We start from the raw sequence: 17174 nt of genomic DNA, 5'->3' as shown, positions 1-17174 counted from the left end.
CTACCCTATGGATCGCGCGGCCCTATTTTCTCTCATTCGTCAGCGGCAGAGCTTTTTGTGTGTCGGCCTGGACCCGGACCCGGAGCGCCTTCCAGCTTCCTTTGGTGGAGATGTTCTTGCCTTCAACCGGTCCGTCATCGACGCTACGCGCGACTACGCCGTGGCCTACAAACCCAATACCGCATTTTACGAAGCCCTCGGACTCGACGGCATGCGGGTGCTGAGGGACACAATCGACTATATCGGCACCGACCATCTTATCATCGCCGACGCCAAGCGGGGCGACATCGGCAACACCTCGCGCTACTACGCCAAATTTGCCTTCGATACCCTCGGCGCCGACGCGATCACCGTAGCGCCCTACATGGGGCAGGACTCCGTAGGGCCCTTCCTCGACTACCCTGGTAAGTGGGCCATCGTGCTGGCGCTGACGAGCAATGCCGGGGCGGATGACTTTCAGCACGCGCTGCAGGACGGTAGTGAAGAACCACTTTACGAAAGAGTGATGCGGCAGGTGATGGCGTGGGGCACACCCGATCGGCTGATGTTCGTTTGCGGAGCCACCCGGGCCGAGAAATTTACCGCGCTGCGTCGTATCGCCCCCGACCATTTCTTCCTCGTACCGGGCATCGGCGCTCAGGGGGGTGATCTAGCGGCGGTGTGCCGCCACGGGATGAATACACGGTGCGGACTGCTGATCAACAGTAGTCGGGGCATCCTCTACGCCGATGAACCGGGGCGGGCCGCCCGTGCGCTACAGCAGCAAATGCGCTGGGCGTTGGAAAAATTCCTGCCCGAAGTTTCCTAGTAAGGAGGAACTATTTACCTTTGCGGGGTATTCAGGAAGGGTACACTAGCTGGTGGTTGTAGCTCAGTTGGTTAGAGCGCTGGATTGTGATTCCAGAGGTCGCCGGTTCGAACCCGGTCTTCCACCCAAGTCCGGACGCCTCCTCGCTTCGCGCAAGGGGGCGTTTCACGTTGGAGGCCTAGTTATTCTGTGGTTTGGGGCTGATGCCCAACCGCAGACTCACGATGTGGCTGTAGGTGGAACGGCCGTCGCTATCCCCCAGGTCGGTGTAGGCGTAATCCACGAACAGCTGACCGACCTTGAGGCCCAGACCCAGGGAGGGACGGGAGTTGATCGCCTCCACGTTGTCGAAGTCACGGATGCGCTGCAGTTGGCTCACTCCGGCCCGCACGAAGACAAACTTGCCGTAGTCGGCCTCCAGTCCGAAGGCAGGATCGAGACTGACCGGATCGGCGCTCACCAAGGTATTCCGCTTGCCATCGGTAGTAGCAATAAGGTCAAACTCGGCGGTAAGACCAATGCGCTCGGTTATGGTGAGGGCGCGAGCTACTCCAAGCACGAGGGTAGGATTAGTGGTCTCTACACTGTTGATGGATATATCGTTGTCCGTGATCGCTAACACGTCCCGCTCCGTATCGGTAAACGAAAAGCTCCAGGCGTTGAAGGTCGTGGTAATGTCGCGGCCCAGCAGGGCAAAGGTCCAATTATTCCGCTGTAGCTGCGCGCCCAGGTCCAGGCCGAAGCCCCAGCTCGAAGCGAACTCTCCGATGCTACGGTGAATCACCTTCACGTTACCTCCCACGCGGAGCGTTTGCTTGCCCCGAATATAGGCCCGGGCGTAGGTACCCAGGAAGGCGTAATCGGCGGCCGAAAACTCCGTGATGTTATCGAAGTTGATGGTGCCATCCGCCTCGTAGAGGGAAAGCGTATTCGGGATCTGATCGATGCCGAAACGGATGAGACTGAAGCCCAGCCGCTGGTTCTTACTGCTCAGGGGGAGGGTCACCCCCAGGTAATCGTAGTTACCTACCCCCCCAAACCACTCGGCGTGCATAGCTCCCAGCTCCAGGCCCCGCGTGGCCTCAAGGCCGGCCAGACCGGCGGGGTTCCAGGCCGCGGCGTAGACGTCCTGCTGGGAGGCGACGACGGCCGTACCCATGCCGTGGGCGCGGGCACCAACCCCAATGGTCAAAAACTCATTGCTGTACTTCTGAGCGTATACTGCACCTACGGAAGCACTCAGCAGACCGCACAGCAGGAATAAGCGTAACGTTAGTTTCATACGTGGGGCATGGTAAATAAGGTGGTAACGTAAAACCGTCCGGCACGGTACCCGGGGGGAAGATAAACTGGATACACCGGCCGAAATATCCGTGGCCCGCTGGCGGCGCAGCGAACACCGCTGCGGCATCGTGGTACTAGTAAGCTAAACAGCCTTCATGGCCACCGAGTCCCCCCGGCAGCTTGCACGTCGGGTTAAGCGCAATTTATTCTTCATGCTCGTCGCGCTGACGACCATTGGCTTTTTCGGCCTCATCGGTCCGTTCCTGCTTACCTGCTTCTGGGGGGCGGTGCTGGCCATCATATTTTTTGGGGTGTACCGTAAACTGCGCGTATGGCTCCACGGCAGGGACGGGTTGGCCGCCGGCATCACCACCCTAATTGTAGTACTGTTCTTTCTGGTCCCGCTGGCCCTGCTTACCCTGGCGCTGGTGGAGCAGGCGATTGCGGTCTACAACGACATCGAAGCCGGTGCCTTCAACACCGAAGTCATCTTCGACTTTGTGGACGAGAACCTTCCCCGGGTGGCGGCCGCCCTCAGCGACTTCGGCGTCAGCACTACCGATCTGCGCGCCAACTTCAACGCGGCCGTTGGACAGGCCGGGCAGTACGCCGCCAACTGGGCACTGGCCTTCGGTGGGGGACTGCTCAACACGCTCATTCAGTTTACCCTGGTCATCTACCTACTGTACTTCTTTCTCGTCGACGGGTGGAAGATCGAGCGGGCGCTGGTGCACACCATCCCCATGGGCGACAACCGCGAGCGTACGCTTTTTAAACGCTTTGCCCTGGTGGCCCGGGCCACCCTTAAAGGTACCCTGATCGTAGCCTTTGTACAGGGCGCCATCGGGGGCGTGATGTTTGCCTTTCTGGGCATTCCCGCTGCCCTGTTGTGGGGGGTGGCCATGATGCTACTAGCGCTACTCCCGGTGGGCGGTAGTGCCATCATCTGGGTACCGGCGGCCATCATCATGTTTATTCAGGGTAACATCACGGCTGGCATCATCATCGTGGTCGTGGGTAGCCTGATCATCGGGTTGGTGGACAACTTACTACGCCCGTTACTGGTAGGTCGCGACACCCAGATGCCGGACTACCTAGTGCTCATCTCTACCCTAGGCGGGATTGCCATGTTCGGCCTCAGCGGATTCGTGATCGGTCCTACGGTAGCGGCGCTCTTTATCACCGTCTGGGAGATGATGGGTCGCGATTACGGCGGCCAGCGGGCCGTCATCGAGGACAGTCCGAACCAGGCTGCGGCTAAAGCCCCCGTCGACGAGACTCCTCCTGAAGCATCCGTAGTTCTCGACCCGCCTCGCCGGTAACCGAGGTGTTTTCCTGCGCCCGCCGGACCAGGTAGGGCAGCACCTCACGCACCGGTCCGTACACCATGTACTTGCTCACGTTGTAGCCCCCTTCGGCGAGATTAAAGGTGAGGTTGCCACTCATACCCAGCAGTTGAGAAAACCGGATGTTCGGATGATCACGGGGAATTTGCGCCTGCTGCATCGCCTCCAGTAGTTTGACGATGCTCCGCTCATTGTGACTGGCTACGCAGCAGGCGATTTCCTCCCGGTGCTCCAGGCAGTACGCAGCGGCGGCGTCAAAATCGCGGTGGGTAGATGCTAGGTTTGGCTGGATGGGCGTAGGGTAGCCCTGTTCTTCCGCCCGTCGTCCCTCCTTGACCATGTAGGCCCCCCGTACGATCTTGAGCGCAAACAGGTAGCCATCCTGGCGGGCCCGCAGGTGCGCAGCCTTTAGGTAGGGCAAGCGGTCGTGCCGGTATAGCTGACAGGTGGTAAATACCACGTGGCCCTCCCGGTTATAGCGACGCATGAGGTACTCGGCGATCTGGTCGATGCTGTGCTGGATCCAGCTTTCTTCGGCGTCTAGATACACCTCGCACCCGCGTTCCCGCCCCAGTTGACAGATCTGTTCGAGCCGTTGTACACCGGTCCGTAGGTCCGGATGGGGCAGTGCGGCGAAGTCCAGTGTCGTATCGTTAAAGCGCGCCAGCACCTCGAACGGAATCAGACTGGTAAGTTTAACCACCGAGCCGATCACGGCGGGAGTAGCGGCGGCAAATTCGGTGGCCCGCAGGCATTCCTGAAATGCAGCTTCCCGTCCTGCGGGAGTCTTCTTACCCTCCGCGCCGTAGTCCAGAATGCTACCCACTCCGCGACTCGCCAGCCGGGCGATGGCCCGTTGCGCCTCCTCCAGGGTGGTGCCCCCCACGAACTGCTTGTATAGGGTGTTTTTCACGAGCCACTCCGCCCCGGGCAGCCCCCAGTTCACGGTCTTGATACCCAGCGAACCCATGATGCGGGTCAGCCAGGGGTAGCCCATGAGGCGAAAAAGCCGGCGCGTACCCCGCAGCCGCTGGTCGTCGAGGTGACTGAAGGTGAGCTCCGTGTCGGCAAAATTGGGTAGGGATTGCTCCGCGTTCCAGGCCGTGCGGGCACGCTCAGCGAGGGGAAACTGGGCGGCGGGGCCTCCGAGGTCTTTCATGTCAGTAGGTTGATCGAATGGCGCTACACCATTCGGCAAGAAAACACGATATGTCAGAGTAGGTTGGTCGCCGGGCCGGTCTTTAGTCAGGATGTAATATCAGCCCGGCGAGCGGACTTATTCCCAGTTGTTCGTGGTAGGCCACAGCGACCGCCACCTCCCACCGCTGGAATAGGCGGTACCCGATTCCGCCGCTCAACTCGCTAGCGGCGGTGTTTAGCCCTAATCGCAGCACCACGACGTCGACGGGCTGGTAGCTGACGCCAAAGCGACCGTGCAACCCCCGTTCGGCGGCGAAGTGTAGCTCGGCACTCAGGTCGATCAGCTCACTCGGTCGGTAAGAAACTCCGCAGGCGTAGCTGTTCCCGATCAGATCCGTCCGGTCCCGGCGCCACACCGCCCCCGCCCGTAATCGCTCACTGACGCGGTACTGTACGCCCATACCCGTGCGCAGCGAGTGCTGGGGTGCGTGCTGCGGCGGTCGTATGCGGTGTACCCCGAGTGCGATACCGAGCGCTAGCCGGTCGGTAAGTCTGCGGGCGTAGAGCCCATCGACCAGCGTGGAGGAAAACCCTGCGTACCCGTAGTGGCTTAACCGTACACCTAGTCCGCCGGAAAAAGACGCCGCCAGGGAGGTTAGCTGTAACTCGGCCAGTCCAAAGCGCTGTTCCACCGTAGCGCGGGCGGCGGGGGCCGTCGTGTAGGCGATGCCGGCCGGGCTGGTCCACACCGCCCCCCCACCCTCCCGGGCAAGTCCGGTTCCACCCAGTGCACGGGTGGCTACGTCGGAGGTAGTGAATTGACCGCAAAGTGCGCTGCTGGTAAATGCCAACAGCAAAAGCAAACGTAACAAGACGGGTAAGGGTAAGTAGGTTAAGCCCCCGCAAGGTAAGGCGGACGCATAAAAATGCGGACCTTTGCGCGCATGACCCCCGCCCTGACCGCCTTTCAGCGCCTGCTCACCATCATGGACGAACTGCGTGAGCGGTGCCCCTGGGACCGCAAGCAGACCTTCCAGAGCCTACGCAAACTCACCATCGAGGAGACGTACGAACTCGCCGATGAGCTACTGAGCGAGAACCTTACCGGTATCAAAGAGGAGGTGGGCGACCTGCTACTCCACATGGTCTTCTACGCCAAGATCGCCTCCGAACGGGGGGCCTGGGACATCGCCGATGCCCTCCACACGGTCTGCGAAAAACTAGTCAACCGCCACCCCCACATTTACGGCAATGTCGTGGCCGAGGACGAGGAAGCCGTGAAGCGCAACTGGGAGCAGATCAAACTAGCCGAAGGAAAGGGCAAAAAGACGGTGCTCTCCGGGGTACCCACCGCCCTACCCGCCGTGGTCAAGGCCATGCGCATGCAGGAAAAAACGGCGCAGTTCGGCTTCGACTGGGACAATGTGGATCAGGTCTGGGAGAAGGTACGCGAGGAGCTGGAGGAGTTCCGCACGGCCGATACCGCCGCGGATCGGGAGGCGGAGTTCGGTGATCTGCTCTTCAGCCTCATCAACTACGCCCGCTGGCAGGGTATCGACCCGGAGACCGCGCTGGAGCGTACCAACCGCAAGTTCCGCCAGCGTTTTGAGTACGTGGAGGACCGGGCCGGGGAGGGCGGGCTGCGGGCCATGGAGCTATCCGCAATGGAGCGGCTGTGGCAGGAAGCAAAAAACGAAGTATCTTCGCCGCCCCTTAGGGCCGAGGGGGGAGCTAAAACCAAGTAGGGGACCCACTCGTTACACAACATCTAACCGGAACTCCAGGAGTAGCATGGATAAGATCGAGCTCAAAGTCATGGCCATCAGCCGCAGCGTCACCCAGTCGCTTAACTACGCCGTTGTCCTGGGTGAGCTCGACGGGCCCCGCCGCCTCCCCGTCATCATCGGCAGTACCGAGGCCCAGGCCATTGCCATTGCCATCGAGGGCATGAGCGGCCCCCGCCCCATGACCCACGACCTATTTAAAAATACCCTGGAAACGCTGCGTACCGATCTGCGCGAAATCATCATCAGCGACATCAAGGAGGGCATATTTTACGCTCGCCTGGTCCTGGACCGCGACGGGGAGATCATCGAAGTCGACAGCCGTACCAGTGATGCCCTGGCGCTAGCCACCCGCTTCGACTGCCCGATCTACACCTACGAGCTCATTCTACAGAATGCCGGTATCGTCCTGGAGGGAGAGACCGAGGAGAACATGCAACTGCAGGACGTAGCCGAGGGCGACGACCGGCGTAGCGGTCGCTCCGATAGCCTCAGCAGCTACACCGTCGGTGAGCTCAACGACCTGCTCGAAGAGGTCCTCGGCGAAGAAAACTACGAGCGCGCCGCCCAGATCCGCGATGAGATCAAGCAGCGCAAGAAGAGCTAAGCTGCCCCGCCCCTAGCCCAGCTGCTCCACGCTGAGTTTGCGGTCTACCTTACGAATGAGCCCGGCTAGTATCCCTCCCTTTCCGCCTACCTCCACGAAGCGATCTATGCCGGCAGCCTGCATACGTTGCACGGTCTGCGTCCACCGCACCGCGCCGGTGAGCTGCTCGATTAGCTTCTGCTTGATTACGTCCGGCTCCACACTCGGCTGAGCATCTACGTTCTGGTACACGGGGCACCCGGCCGGACCGAAGCGCGTAGCGTCGATCGCCTCCTTCAGCCGATCGCGAGCCGGCGCCATCAGCGGACTGTGGAACGCGCCGCCCACGGGTAGACGCACCACCCGACGGGCCCCCAGATCGGTAAGTACCCGCGTTGCCTTTTCAATGCCTACCTCCGTACCGGAGATCACGAGCTGACCGGGACTGTTATAGTTTGCCGGCACCACCACCTCCCCCAGCTCCGCGCAGGCCGATTCAATCATGGCGTCGTCCAACCCGAGCACCGCAGCCATCGTACCGGGCTCCGCATCGGCCGCCGCCTGCATGGCATCCGCCCGCTCGCTGACCAGCCGCAGGGCATCAGCAAAAGTGAGTACGCCGGCTGCCACCAGGGCAGAGAATTCGCCAAGACTGTGGCCGGCCACGGCAGCGGGAGCAGGTGTTTCTTCGGCAGTCAGGTAGGTGATTGCTGACTGCACGAAGATGGCCGGCTGGGTGATCTTAGTCTGCCGCAGCTCCTCCTCGCTCCCCCCGAACATCACCTTCGACAATGGATACCCCAGTACCTCATCGGCCTGCTCGAAGAGCGCCTTAGCCGTGCCACTCAGGTCATACAACTGATGGCCCATTCCGGTGAACTGGGCACCTTGTCCGGGAAATACGTAAGCAGTGGTCAAGGGGTAAAGGAGTTAAGGGGTAAAGGAGTTAAGGGGTGAGGGGGTTAAGGTACCCCATCTCCGCAATAATCCCGTCATAAGCCACCCCACACCGCCCTACCCCCTCCCCCAGACCGTACCTTCGCCCCATGAACCAGCAAAGCCTCTGGCGCCTCACCGCAGTCCTCGGCGCGCTCAGCGTAGCGCTGGGGGCCTTTGCCGCCCACGGCCTGCGGGAACTGGTCGGACCGGCCGAGCTCCTCACCTTCGAAACCGGGGTACGCTACCAGTTCTACCACACCTTCGCCCTGGGCCTGGCCGCAGTCGCCTACTACCTACCTACCATAAACGTCCACCGCCTGCGCACGGCGGCCTGGCTCTGGCTGTTCGGGATCCTGCTCTTTTCCGGCTCGCTATACCTGCTGAGTCTACGGGAGGTGCATGGCCTACCGGTCAGCTTCTTGGGGCCGGTGACACCCGTTGGTGGACTGTTGCTCATCGGTGGTTGGGTGGCGCTGTTCCTGGCACCCAGTCCGCGCCGTACCTAAACTGATACCCGTCATGCGCTACCTACTGTCTGCGGTAACCATCCTAGCTCTGGCGGGTGGCTGTAGGAGTACCGTAGGACCGGCAGTGATTCAGCCGCAGTACTACGCCATCACCGGAGCGCAGTCGGAGCGCAGCCGGAAAGCAGCCTGGGCAACTGGACCGCCGACGTACTCCTGGCCGCCGCCTGCGACCTCTTCGTGAAGACCGCTTATCAGCACCCCGGCGAGCGGGCTAACTCCACGGCTTTGCACCTGCGGACGCGGCAACATTATGACCTGCTAGTCTGCCTGAGCGACCTGGGGTACCGCTACCAGGACGATAAAGTAAGTGACGTGACCCTGGCCGCTGCCTCGCGCCATATCGATCTGATCCCGGGGGGCGGGGCGCGCAGGTGCATCGCTTGTAGCAATTTGCGGGTATAGGCAGTCGGTCCACACGGACTGCTTATGCCATAATTTCAGGTAGGGGCAATAGCGGCATGCCAAACAAGATTTTGTGAGAAAAAGGGCACGATCGTTTGTCATAGTGCCGTTGGAAGTCTCATATTTGCTTCACGCCCGGATCGCTCCGGGGGCTTTTAACTTCACAAGCAGCGACCGTTTACCGGTCAGTCTATGAACTCGGACACCCACCTTGCCCCCAGTTCTGTACGCTTGTCGCAGGCCGCTTACTGATCACTGAATTCCGATTTTACTTACTCTCCTCGGCGACCGCCCCGCCGTGGAAAAGACCTTTTACTGTGCAACTGGGAACACAAATGGATCATGCCGCCGTCTGGGAAAAATGCCTGCTCATCATACGCCAGAGCGTGGATCCGCAGAGCTATCAAACGTGGTTCGCGCCGATCCGGCCGATCGCGCTGAATAGTAACGAACTGACCATACAGGTCCCCCACCGGCTGTTTTACGAGTTTCTGGAGGAGCACTACATCGACGTGCTCAAGCGGGCCCTACTGGCTGCCCTGGGCACCGCCGGTCGCCTACAGTACCGCATCAAACCCGCGCGGCAGGAGGCCGGCGACTTCCCCGTCGGGAAGAACGTCGGCCACCAGGCCCCTACCCCCAGCAACCCCTTCGTGATCCCGGGCATGACCCGACCGCGCATCGAGAGTAACCTGGACGGGAAGTACACCTTCGACAACTTCATCGAGGGCGATTGCAATAGCCTGGCCCGGAATGCAGCCAAGGCCGTAGCCGATAATCCCAGCAATACGGCCTTCAACCCGCTGGTCATTCACGGACCAGTAGGACTGGGCAAGACCCACCTCCTCAAGGCCGTCGGTAACCGCATTACCGAGAAATACCCTCAAAAATCGGTGCTCTACGTAACCACCGATCAGTTCACCAACCAGTTGGTGACCAGCATCGGAAGTAATACCACCAACGAACTGGTCAACTGGTACCAGAACGTGGACGTGCTGCTGGTCGACGACATCCAGCAGCTCATCAAGCGGAAGAAGACGCAGGACGTATTCTTTAACCTCTTCAACGTGCTGCGGCAGACAAACAAAGCCATCGTGATGACCTGCGACCGGCCCATCATCGAACTCGACATCGAGGAGCGGCTGCGGAGCCGCTTTCAGTGGGGCCTGACCGCCGATCTGAGCGCCCCGGCGCTGGAAACCCGCATGGCAATCCTGGCCAGTAAGGCCAGCGCCAATGAGGTCGACATTGCTCCCCCGGTCATGGAGTTCATTTGCTACCACATTCAAAACAACATCCGCCAGCTCGAGGGCGTACTCAACAACCTGGTGCTACACAGCGGCGTCAACAACGGTAAGCAGATCGACCTGGAGCTGGCCCGGCAGGTGCTGCGCAATTTCGTCACCGAGATCAACCGCGAGGTGACCCCGGAGGTGATCCAGCGTACGGTGGCCGAGTACTACAACCTGGACGTGGACAAACTGGCCAGCGCCACCCGGCGCCGACACGTGGTGCTGGCCCGGCAGATCAGTATGTTCCTGGTCAAGCAATTTACCGACCAGAGTCTCAAGGCCATCGGACGGTTATTCGGCGGGCGCGATCATTCCACGGTGCTCTACTCCATCAAGACGGTGCGCGACCTGATCGAAACCAACGACGAGATCAAGAAGGACCTGGCGGACCTGGAGCGGCGTATCCGCGCCGGACAGGGCGACGGGCCCGGGGAGCTCTAGGTTTTGACACGCGGCTGAGCAACCCTGCCCGGCGGGCGTGGTTTTCTTCCAAACGCTCCGATGCTGCGCCCCCTGCTCTACTTTACGGTACTCGCCGTGCTGCTCGGCACCCTGGTCACTGCCTGCGGCAAGACCGAGCACCTACAGGGTAAGGCACTCTACGCTACCCACTGCAACAACTGTCATCTGGAGGAGGGGCAGGGACTGCGGCGGTTGATCCCCCCGCTGGCCGGGGCGGATTACCTGCGCGAAAACCCCGCCGCGGTAGCCCGCGGTATCCGCTACGGCATGCAGGGTCCGATGGTGGTCAACGGGGTGACCTACGACCACGAGATGCCGGGCAACATCGAGCTGACGGACTTTCAGATCGTCAACATCATGAACTACGTGCACACCGCCTGGGGCAATGATGTGCCCCTGGTGACGGTAGAGCAGGTACGGGGCTGGCTGGCCGAATAATTACGTACTTTGGCCTCCATTCCACTCACTCGGTGTTACGCTATGGCTCTACGTTTCCTCTGCTTTATTACGCTCCTTGTTTGGTTTAGCCCTACGGTTGCCGCCCAGGTGGATCCCTGTGGTTTGGTTTCCATCAGCAACGGCGACGAGCTGGCCATCTGCCAGGGGGAGGAGGTTACATTCAATCTTGCCCTCGATTTACCCGGCGCCACCGTGACCTGGTCGCCGGCCGGTGTCTTCGGCGATCAGGTGAATAGTACTAGTCCGACCATCGAGCCGGAGTTCAGCGGCTTTTACCGGGTAACCGCCAGCGGACCTGCGGGCTGCGTGATCAGCGATAGCGTCTTCATCGATGTCGACCGGCTGGTCGTGCCCCTGCTCATCGAGCCACAGACCGTGTGTCAGGGTAGTCGGATCAACCTTTTAAGCACCCCGGTAACGGATGTTGGAAACACCACCTACGAGCTGATTAGCGGAGGGGTGACCCTGGCCCAGGGTACCGATCCGAACTTCACGGTCAGGGTGGATAGTGCCGCAACCTACACCCTGGTGGCTACCTCCGAAAACGGAAGCTGTACGGAGCGGCAATCGGTAGCCCTTAAGGTCGTAGATGGTTTTTTCGATATTCCCCAGGATACAGTGTTTGCGTGTCTAGGCACCGACTCGATTACTCTGACGGTCATTGACACACCGGCCATGGACCGCATCATCACCTGGTCGCCTGACCGCTTCAGCAACGGTATGCCACAGGGTAACACCTTTCGCGTCGCCCCCACGGCCGACGTCACCTACTTCGCGCGCACTACGATCAACGGCTGTGAGCGCGTAGATTCCGTGGCCGTGCGTCTGGACAGCCTACCGAACGATCTGTCCTTGACGGTCGACCCCGAAAAAGACCCCTACTGTCAGGGGGATACCTTCTATGTTCGCACGCCCACCTTCGACGTGGGAGATTTTCCACTCATCGAATCTGATTGGGTAGATGCCCCCGGCCTGCAGTCGCCGCGTGAGCTACTGAGTGCAGTGTTCGTGGCCCAGGACACCGCCCTACTTACCCGAATTACCCGCAATGGTGCCTGCACGGATACCGCTCAGGTGCTGGTCAATGTGGTGGAGCCGCCGGTGGTCACTTTCTCCCCGATTGATCCCGTGGTATGCCCCGGCGAGCCGCTACAGATCACGGCCACCTTCGAATCCGGGGAGGGGACCTTCGACTGGCAGGAGGCAATGGGTACGCTTAGTTGCACGGACTGTCTTGATCCCATTGCCACCGTCAACACCGACATCGAATACACCATTGAGGTATCTTCCAGTGGATCGCAGTGCGCCTCCGACCTGAGTTATGCCATCACTGTGGACCCGGCGGTTAATCCTATCCTAACCGATGCAGTCAACATCTGTCCGGGCGACTCGCGGCAGCTGATCGTCGGAAATATCGATTCCACTAGCACCTACCGCATCACTGGCGGTGGCGTGGAGCTTACCGATCCGCTTGGCCTGGTTTCTCCAACGGAAACGACCACCTACACCATTGAGACCACCGGCGAGTGTGGCACCTTTACCCGCGAGATTACCCTAGTGGTGGGCGGCGCCTATTCGGTAACCGCCAGCGGTCCCGAGACAATTTGCGCCCGGGAAGACTTAGTTTTAAATGCCAGTGTGGATCCCGAGACGGAGGGTACCTATAGTTGGACACTACCCGGGGGAGTGGTACAAACAGGGCAGCAGATCACGGTGGTCGATCCGATCGCGGGTACGTATGCGGTGACCTTCCGCGATGCGGACGGCTGCGGTTCGTCGACGGATTCGCTGAGCGTGGAGATTCTGGACGACGACATAATACCCGTTATCCAGGGCGTACTGGACGGTGCCACGGTGCTGGCATCGGGAGGCACGGTATTCGGTGGCAACACCGTGGAGCTCACGGTTACTAATCTTCCGGCCGATCGCAACTTCACCTATTCCTGGTCGGGCAACTACGAGCCGGCTACGGGCACGACCAATCCGCTTACCGTGACCATTCCGCGGGTGCCGGACGGGCAGCAGCCTACGGACTTGGTCTACACCGTGACGGTCACCAGCGAAGATGGGGGTTGCACGTTTACGGATACGTATTCGCTGAACGTAGAGCAGTCGCAGGTACAAATTCCGGACTTCTTCACCCCCGATAACGATGGCCGCAACGATCGCTTCCGGATGTTCTTCAACGGGCAGATCAGTGACTACACCATGATCGTCTACGACCGCTGGGGGCAGAAGGTATTTACCAGCGACAACCCCACCGAGGGCTGGGATGGCACCAAGGATGGTACCCCCCAGAATGCGGACGTGTACCTCTACCTGGCCCGCTTTCGGCAGGACGGCGTGGAGGTAGAGGAAGAGGGTCAGGTAAGTCTGCTTCGGTAGTGCAGGCTAAACCGAAATGGTTACGGAAGCTTGAGCGGGAGAGTTGGCAGGCGGAGCTGATCATCTCCGGGCTCGCAATACTCGGCAGTTTACAGCTTCCAGGCTTGTTGCATGGGTTAGAAGAGTACTGCCTACTGAACTACGACCGGCATACCCTCTTCATCTGCTACATTGCAGCTACGTACTGGCGTATATTAGTAGCGGGCCTGATCGTACTGTTCATCTTCCACTTCATCGTAAGGGCGCTATGGATTGGGCTGGTGGGCCTCAACTCCGTATATCCGGGAGGATTTAGACCTAACGAGCGCTTTAGTCCACACTTTCAGCAGAAACTGCGGGAAGAGTACGGTGACGTCGACGGGTTCATTAGCCGGCTGGACCGTTTGGGCAGTGGACTATTCGGGATAGGCTTCGGTATTGCCGGTGTATTCTTGAATTTCGGTCTGCTGGGGGTGGTGTTCGTGCTGCTCCACGGCTGGCTAATGGGGCGGGGAATGAGCCCCGATAACTTGCTGCTCTACATCGCTTTGCTATTGAGTCCCCTGCTACTGCTATCGCTCTTCACGATGGTGTTGCATACTAAGAGGTACCGCGAATCTGCTTTTGCCCGCCGCTACCTCTGGCCACTTAGTAACTGGCAGTCCCGGTTTACCTATCCCATGGCTCGGCGCTACATCACCACCTCCCTCAACATTGTCACTAGCTACTACGCGGATTCCAAGGCGTTCGCCTGGTACTTCTTACTGGGTATGGTAGCTATGGTTGGTTTAGGTATTGCAAGTTCGCTCGGCACTAACAATATCCGCTTCTTTATCGACCCCGTTTACCACCGAATGGCCAATGATTCTACGCGGGTGGTTCCCGAGTTTGTGGAGGGCAGTGGCTACGGGGGCATATACTATCGGCCCGTGTTACCAAAGCCGGAGGACATATCCGGGCAGGTCCTGGAAGTTTGGGTACCCCTCCCCGCACGCGAACTCGTCGAGTTGGATGCCCGGTGCGCGATCAAAGCGGTAGAAAGAGGTGAACTAGAACGCACTGCCTACGATAACCTGCGCAGGCAGCGCACGCTAGACTGTGCCAAAGAGTACATGAGCATTCAAGTCAACGGAAAGGTCCTACAGGACTACCGCCTGGTACGCGAATACAAAAACAACGCCGCGGGAAGTCAATTTGGCGTCCGCGCCTTTTTGGAGCAGGTCCGCCTGAAGGATGGTCTGAACGTACTTGGTGTAGCGACGAACTACCCTCACGAAGACAGCGGCGCGCGCCGGGAGACCTACACCGTATTCTACCATGACGTGCAGAAGGCACGTTGATTTGGTAGGGAGGTGCCTCAGTATATAGCAAATTTTTTCGTACCTTTGCGCCCACTTTGAAACGTCCCTGTGGCACCAACGGGTGCCGTTGCGGTTCAAACCGTATGCCTTATGTCCACTCCAGCAGCATTTGTCTTACCCCTCAAGGGGCTTGGTAAAGGAATGTATGAGTACGATCTAAGCGTCGACCGGTCGTTCTTTGCGGATTTTCCGGAGAGCCCGGTGCAGTCTGCTACGGTCGATCTACACCTAACTGTCGACAAGCAGGCGCGCGAATTGGTGATCGACTTCGACTTCAGCGGAACGGTGGCTACGGCCTGTGACCGCTGCCTGGCCGATATCGACCTGCCCATTGCCGACCGTCGCCAGCTGATCGTGAAGTTCGCCGCCGAAGCAGAAGCGCCAGTGGATGAGGGTGACATTGTGTACCTGCACCCCGACACCAACGACTTCAACCTGGCGCCCTATGTGTACGAGATGATCGTGCTGGCCGTGCCGATGATCAAAACCTACGCCTGCCGGGAGGGGGAACCGCCCTACCCCTGCGACGAGGACCTGCTCAACCGGATCGAGGCCTCCTACGCCAGCGCCGAGGAGGCTCCCCGGGGCGACGAGCAAAACGAGGACAAACCCAGCCCCTGGGACGTGCTCAAAGATTTGAATAAGAACAACTAACGACTAAGTACCTTTACGCCATGGCACATCCTAAGTCCCGGATCTCAAAGCAACGCAAGCGCAAGCGGCGTACCCACTATAAGGCCACCGCTCCGGCCCTGACCACCTGTCAGACCACCGGCGAGTTGCACCAGCCCCACCGGGCCTACACTGATAGCGAGGGCAATATGTACTACAACGGCAACCTCCTGGTCAAGGCGCCAGAGATTGTGGTAGAGTCCGACGATACCACGACGGAGGACGAGGACTAGTCCCCGCCCCCGAACTTAATCAACCCTACAGCCCGCCGGCCCCGTGCCGGTGGGCTTTTCCTGTTTATACCGCAGCGGCTATCTTGCGGCCAAAGTCCGGCTATGCGCAAACAAATTATTCAGACCGACCAAGCCCCCGCTCCGGTAGGTGCCTATAACCAGGCTACCCTAGCCGGTGGCGTGCTCTACGTTAGCGGGCAAATCGCCCTCGACCCCGCCACCGGTGAGCTCATCACCACCGACATTGAGACCGAGACCCGCCGGGTCCTCGATAACCTCAAAGCTATCGTAGAGGCCGGAGGCAGTAGCATGGACCGCGTACTCAAGTGCGAGGTCTTCGTCAGTGACATGGAAAACTTCCGCCGAATCAACACGGTCTACGCTACGTACTTCGACGAGCACACCGCCCCGGCCCGTGCCCTGGTCCAGGTAGCCAACCTGCCCAAATACGTCAACGTCGAGATCAGTTGCATCGCCCTGGTCGACTAGCCGATGCGAGCCCTGATCACCTTTCTCCGCTTTGCCCGGGCCCATACCATCGTGGGTACCACTCTGTCATTACTGGCCCTCTACCTGATGGCAAGCCGGCACCTGCACACCCATGACTGGGGCGTGTTTGCCGTCACACTTTTCAGCTGCCTCTGCGCCAACGTCTACATCACCGGCCTCAACCAGCTTACGGACGTGGAGATCGACCGCATTAATAAGCCCTACTTACCACTGGCCAGTGGTGCCTACACTATGACCACTGGCTACCTGATTGTGGGGCTCGGTCTAGTATTCTCCCTCCTTGCCTGCTTTGTCTACCCCCCCTTCCTGCCCGCTACCGTGATCGCAAGCCTGGTGATCGGTACCGCCTATAGCGTACCGCCGATACGCCTCAAGCGCTTCCACTTCTGGGCGGCCTTTTGCATCATTGTGGTGCGAGGGCTCATCGTGAATCTGCTGCTGTATCTGCACTTCCGCTGGTGGCTGGGGGAAAACCCGGTAATTCCCGACACCGTCTGGTTACTCACCGCGGCTATCTTCACCTTCGGAGTGGTCATTGCCTGGTTCAAGGACCTACCGGATACGGAGGGGGATGCGGCCTACGGCATTCGGACGCTTTCGCTGGTGAAGGATCGACGGTGGGTATTTCGGGTGGGGGCCTGGGTGTTTCGGGCTACGCTGATTTGGGTGGCGATCGTCGCTTTCCGCGGGCAGCTTACCGGCATTTGGGTAGGGCAGCTGGTTTTGCTGCTTGGTTTTGAGGTGGCCGCTCGGCGACTCGATCTGGGGCGGCAGGCTAGTATCGCGCGATTTTACCAGAATATCTGGCTGCTGTTTTTTGCGGAGTACGGCATCTTTGCGGCTTTCGGATAGTACGGTGCTCCGGGCAGTACAATGCTGCCTCCGGCAGCGCCAGACGTAGCAGCCTCCCCCGATAACTATCGGGGCGAGAGCCGCCTTGGCGGCGACCGGAGTTAGACTAGCGCAGCCGGAGGCTGCATTTTGCTGCCGCCCCGATAGCTATCG

The 17174-nt window shown here is 59.9% G+C and carries 19 protein-coding genes and 1 tRNA gene; 16 read left to right on the top strand and 4 right to left on the bottom strand.

Going from position 1 to position 17174, the window contains the following annotated elements:
* Positions 1-7: 7 nt before the first annotated feature.
* Complete coding sequence (pyrF, locus tag ACOOHD_RS04110; protein WP_420460299.1) at positions 8-808, top strand: orotidine-5'-phosphate decarboxylase; 801 nt, start codon at positions 8-10, stop codon at positions 806-808.
* A gap of 51 nt (positions 809-859) precedes the next feature.
* Positions 860-935 (top strand) — tRNA-His (locus ACOOHD_RS04105).
* 51 nt (positions 936-986) lie between these two features.
* Here ACOOHD_RS04105 and ACOOHD_RS04100 read toward each other — a convergent pair.
* The gene (locus ACOOHD_RS04100) at positions 987-2090 is read right to left on the bottom strand and encodes a hypothetical protein (RefSeq protein WP_420460298.1); all 1104 of its coding nucleotides are present in this window, start codon (positions 2088-2090) and stop codon (positions 987-989) included.
* 157 nt (positions 2091-2247) lie between these two features.
* Here ACOOHD_RS04100 and ACOOHD_RS04095 point away from each other — a divergent pair, with 157 nt between their 5' ends.
* Entirely contained in the window at positions 2248-3414 is a 1167-nt protein-coding gene (locus ACOOHD_RS04095; protein WP_420460297.1) for an AI-2E family transporter, read from the top strand.
* Here ACOOHD_RS04095 and ACOOHD_RS04090 read toward each other — a convergent pair.
* On the bottom strand, positions 3350-4597 hold the full coding sequence (locus ACOOHD_RS04090) for a proline dehydrogenase family protein (protein ID WP_420460296.1): 1248 nt from the start codon (positions 4595-4597) through the stop codon (positions 3350-3352). The genes ACOOHD_RS04095 and ACOOHD_RS04090 overlap by 65 nt on opposite strands.
* 82 nt (positions 4598-4679) lie before the next feature.
* Positions 4680-5450: a hypothetical protein gene (locus ACOOHD_RS04085; RefSeq protein WP_420460295.1), complete on the bottom strand. Its 771-nt coding sequence runs from the start codon at positions 5448-5450 to the stop codon at positions 4680-4682.
* A gap of 72 nt (positions 5451-5522) precedes the next feature.
* On the opposite strand from ACOOHD_RS04085, the gene mazG reads away from it, so the two are divergent.
* Entirely contained in the window at positions 5523-6323 is an 801-nt protein-coding gene (gene mazG / locus ACOOHD_RS04080; RefSeq protein ID WP_420460294.1) for a nucleoside triphosphate pyrophosphohydrolase, read from the top strand.
* 46 nt (positions 6324-6369) lie between these two features.
* A complete protein-coding gene (locus tag ACOOHD_RS04075; protein ID WP_420460293.1) occupies positions 6370-6969 on the top strand; it encodes a bifunctional nuclease domain-containing protein in 600 nt (199 codons plus the stop codon).
* Positions 6970-6981: 12 nt separating this feature from the next.
* Here ACOOHD_RS04075 and fabD read toward each other — a convergent pair whose 3' ends face one another.
* Complete coding sequence (gene fabD, locus ACOOHD_RS04070; protein WP_420460292.1) at positions 6982-7866, bottom strand: ACP S-malonyltransferase; 885 nt, start codon at positions 7864-7866, stop codon at positions 6982-6984.
* Between the two features lie 128 nt (positions 7867-7994).
* Between fabD and ACOOHD_RS04065 the strand changes: the two genes are divergently transcribed.
* The 11 genes from ACOOHD_RS04065 to ACOOHD_RS04015 all read left to right on the top strand — a co-directional run bounded on the left by ACOOHD_RS04065 (position 7995) and on the right by ACOOHD_RS04015 (position 17021).
* Positions 7995-8393 carry a DUF423 domain-containing protein gene (locus ACOOHD_RS04065; RefSeq protein ID WP_420460291.1) on the top strand — a complete coding sequence of 133 codons (399 nt, stop codon included), beginning with the start codon at positions 7995-7997 and terminating at the stop codon, positions 8391-8393.
* Positions 8394-8406: 13 nt separating this feature from the next.
* Positions 8407-8595 (top strand): hypothetical protein, encoded by a 189-nt coding sequence (locus ACOOHD_RS04060; RefSeq protein ID WP_420460290.1) that lies wholly within the window; start codon positions 8407-8409, stop codon positions 8593-8595.
* Positions 8592-8816: a hypothetical protein gene (locus ACOOHD_RS04055; RefSeq protein WP_420460289.1), complete on the top strand. Its 225-nt coding sequence runs from the start codon at positions 8592-8594 to the stop codon at positions 8814-8816. The genes ACOOHD_RS04060 and ACOOHD_RS04055 overlap by 4 nt, the downstream gene beginning before the upstream one ends.
* 335 nt (positions 8817-9151) lie before the next feature.
* Positions 9152-10549, top strand: coding sequence for a chromosomal replication initiator protein DnaA (gene dnaA / locus ACOOHD_RS04050; protein WP_420460288.1), 1398 nt, complete (start codon positions 9152-9154; stop codon positions 10547-10549).
* A 60-nt stretch (positions 10550-10609) separates the two neighbouring features.
* Positions 10610-11008, top strand: a complete 399-nt coding sequence (locus tag ACOOHD_RS04045; protein WP_420460287.1) for a c-type cytochrome — start codon at positions 10610-10612, stop codon at positions 11006-11008.
* A 42-nt stretch (positions 11009-11050) separates the two neighbouring features.
* Positions 11051-13414, top strand: a complete 2364-nt coding sequence (locus tag ACOOHD_RS04040) for a gliding motility-associated C-terminal domain-containing protein (protein WP_420460286.1) — start codon at positions 11051-11053, stop codon at positions 13412-13414.
* 107 nt (positions 13415-13521) lie between these two features.
* Positions 13522-14733, top strand: a complete 1212-nt coding sequence (locus ACOOHD_RS04035) for a hypothetical protein (RefSeq protein ID WP_420460285.1) — start codon at positions 13522-13524, stop codon at positions 14731-14733.
* Between the two features lie 111 nt (positions 14734-14844).
* Positions 14845-15408, top strand: a complete 564-nt coding sequence (locus ACOOHD_RS04030; RefSeq protein ID WP_420460284.1) for a YceD family protein — start codon at positions 14845-14847, stop codon at positions 15406-15408.
* A gap of 20 nt (positions 15409-15428) precedes the next feature.
* Positions 15429-15659 (top strand): 50S ribosomal protein L32, encoded by a 231-nt coding sequence (gene rpmF, locus ACOOHD_RS04025; protein ID WP_420460283.1) that lies wholly within the window; start codon positions 15429-15431, stop codon positions 15657-15659.
* Between the two features lie 102 nt (positions 15660-15761).
* On the top strand, positions 15762-16148 hold the full coding sequence (locus ACOOHD_RS04020) for a Rid family detoxifying hydrolase (protein ID WP_420460282.1): 387 nt from the start codon (positions 15762-15764) through the stop codon (positions 16146-16148).
* A gap of 3 nt (positions 16149-16151) precedes the next feature.
* The gene (locus ACOOHD_RS04015; RefSeq protein ID WP_420460281.1) at positions 16152-17021 is read left to right on the top strand and encodes a homogentisate phytyltransferase; all 870 of its coding nucleotides are present in this window, start codon (positions 16152-16154) and stop codon (positions 17019-17021) included.
* The last annotated feature ends 153 nt before the right edge of the window (positions 17022-17174 follow it).

Origin of the sequence: Neolewinella sp., assembly GCF_965214665.1 — a bacterium.
Lineage (GTDB): Bacteria > Bacteroidota > Bacteroidia > Chitinophagales > Saprospiraceae > Neolewinella.
This window is presented reverse-complemented; position numbering and strand designations above follow the sequence as displayed.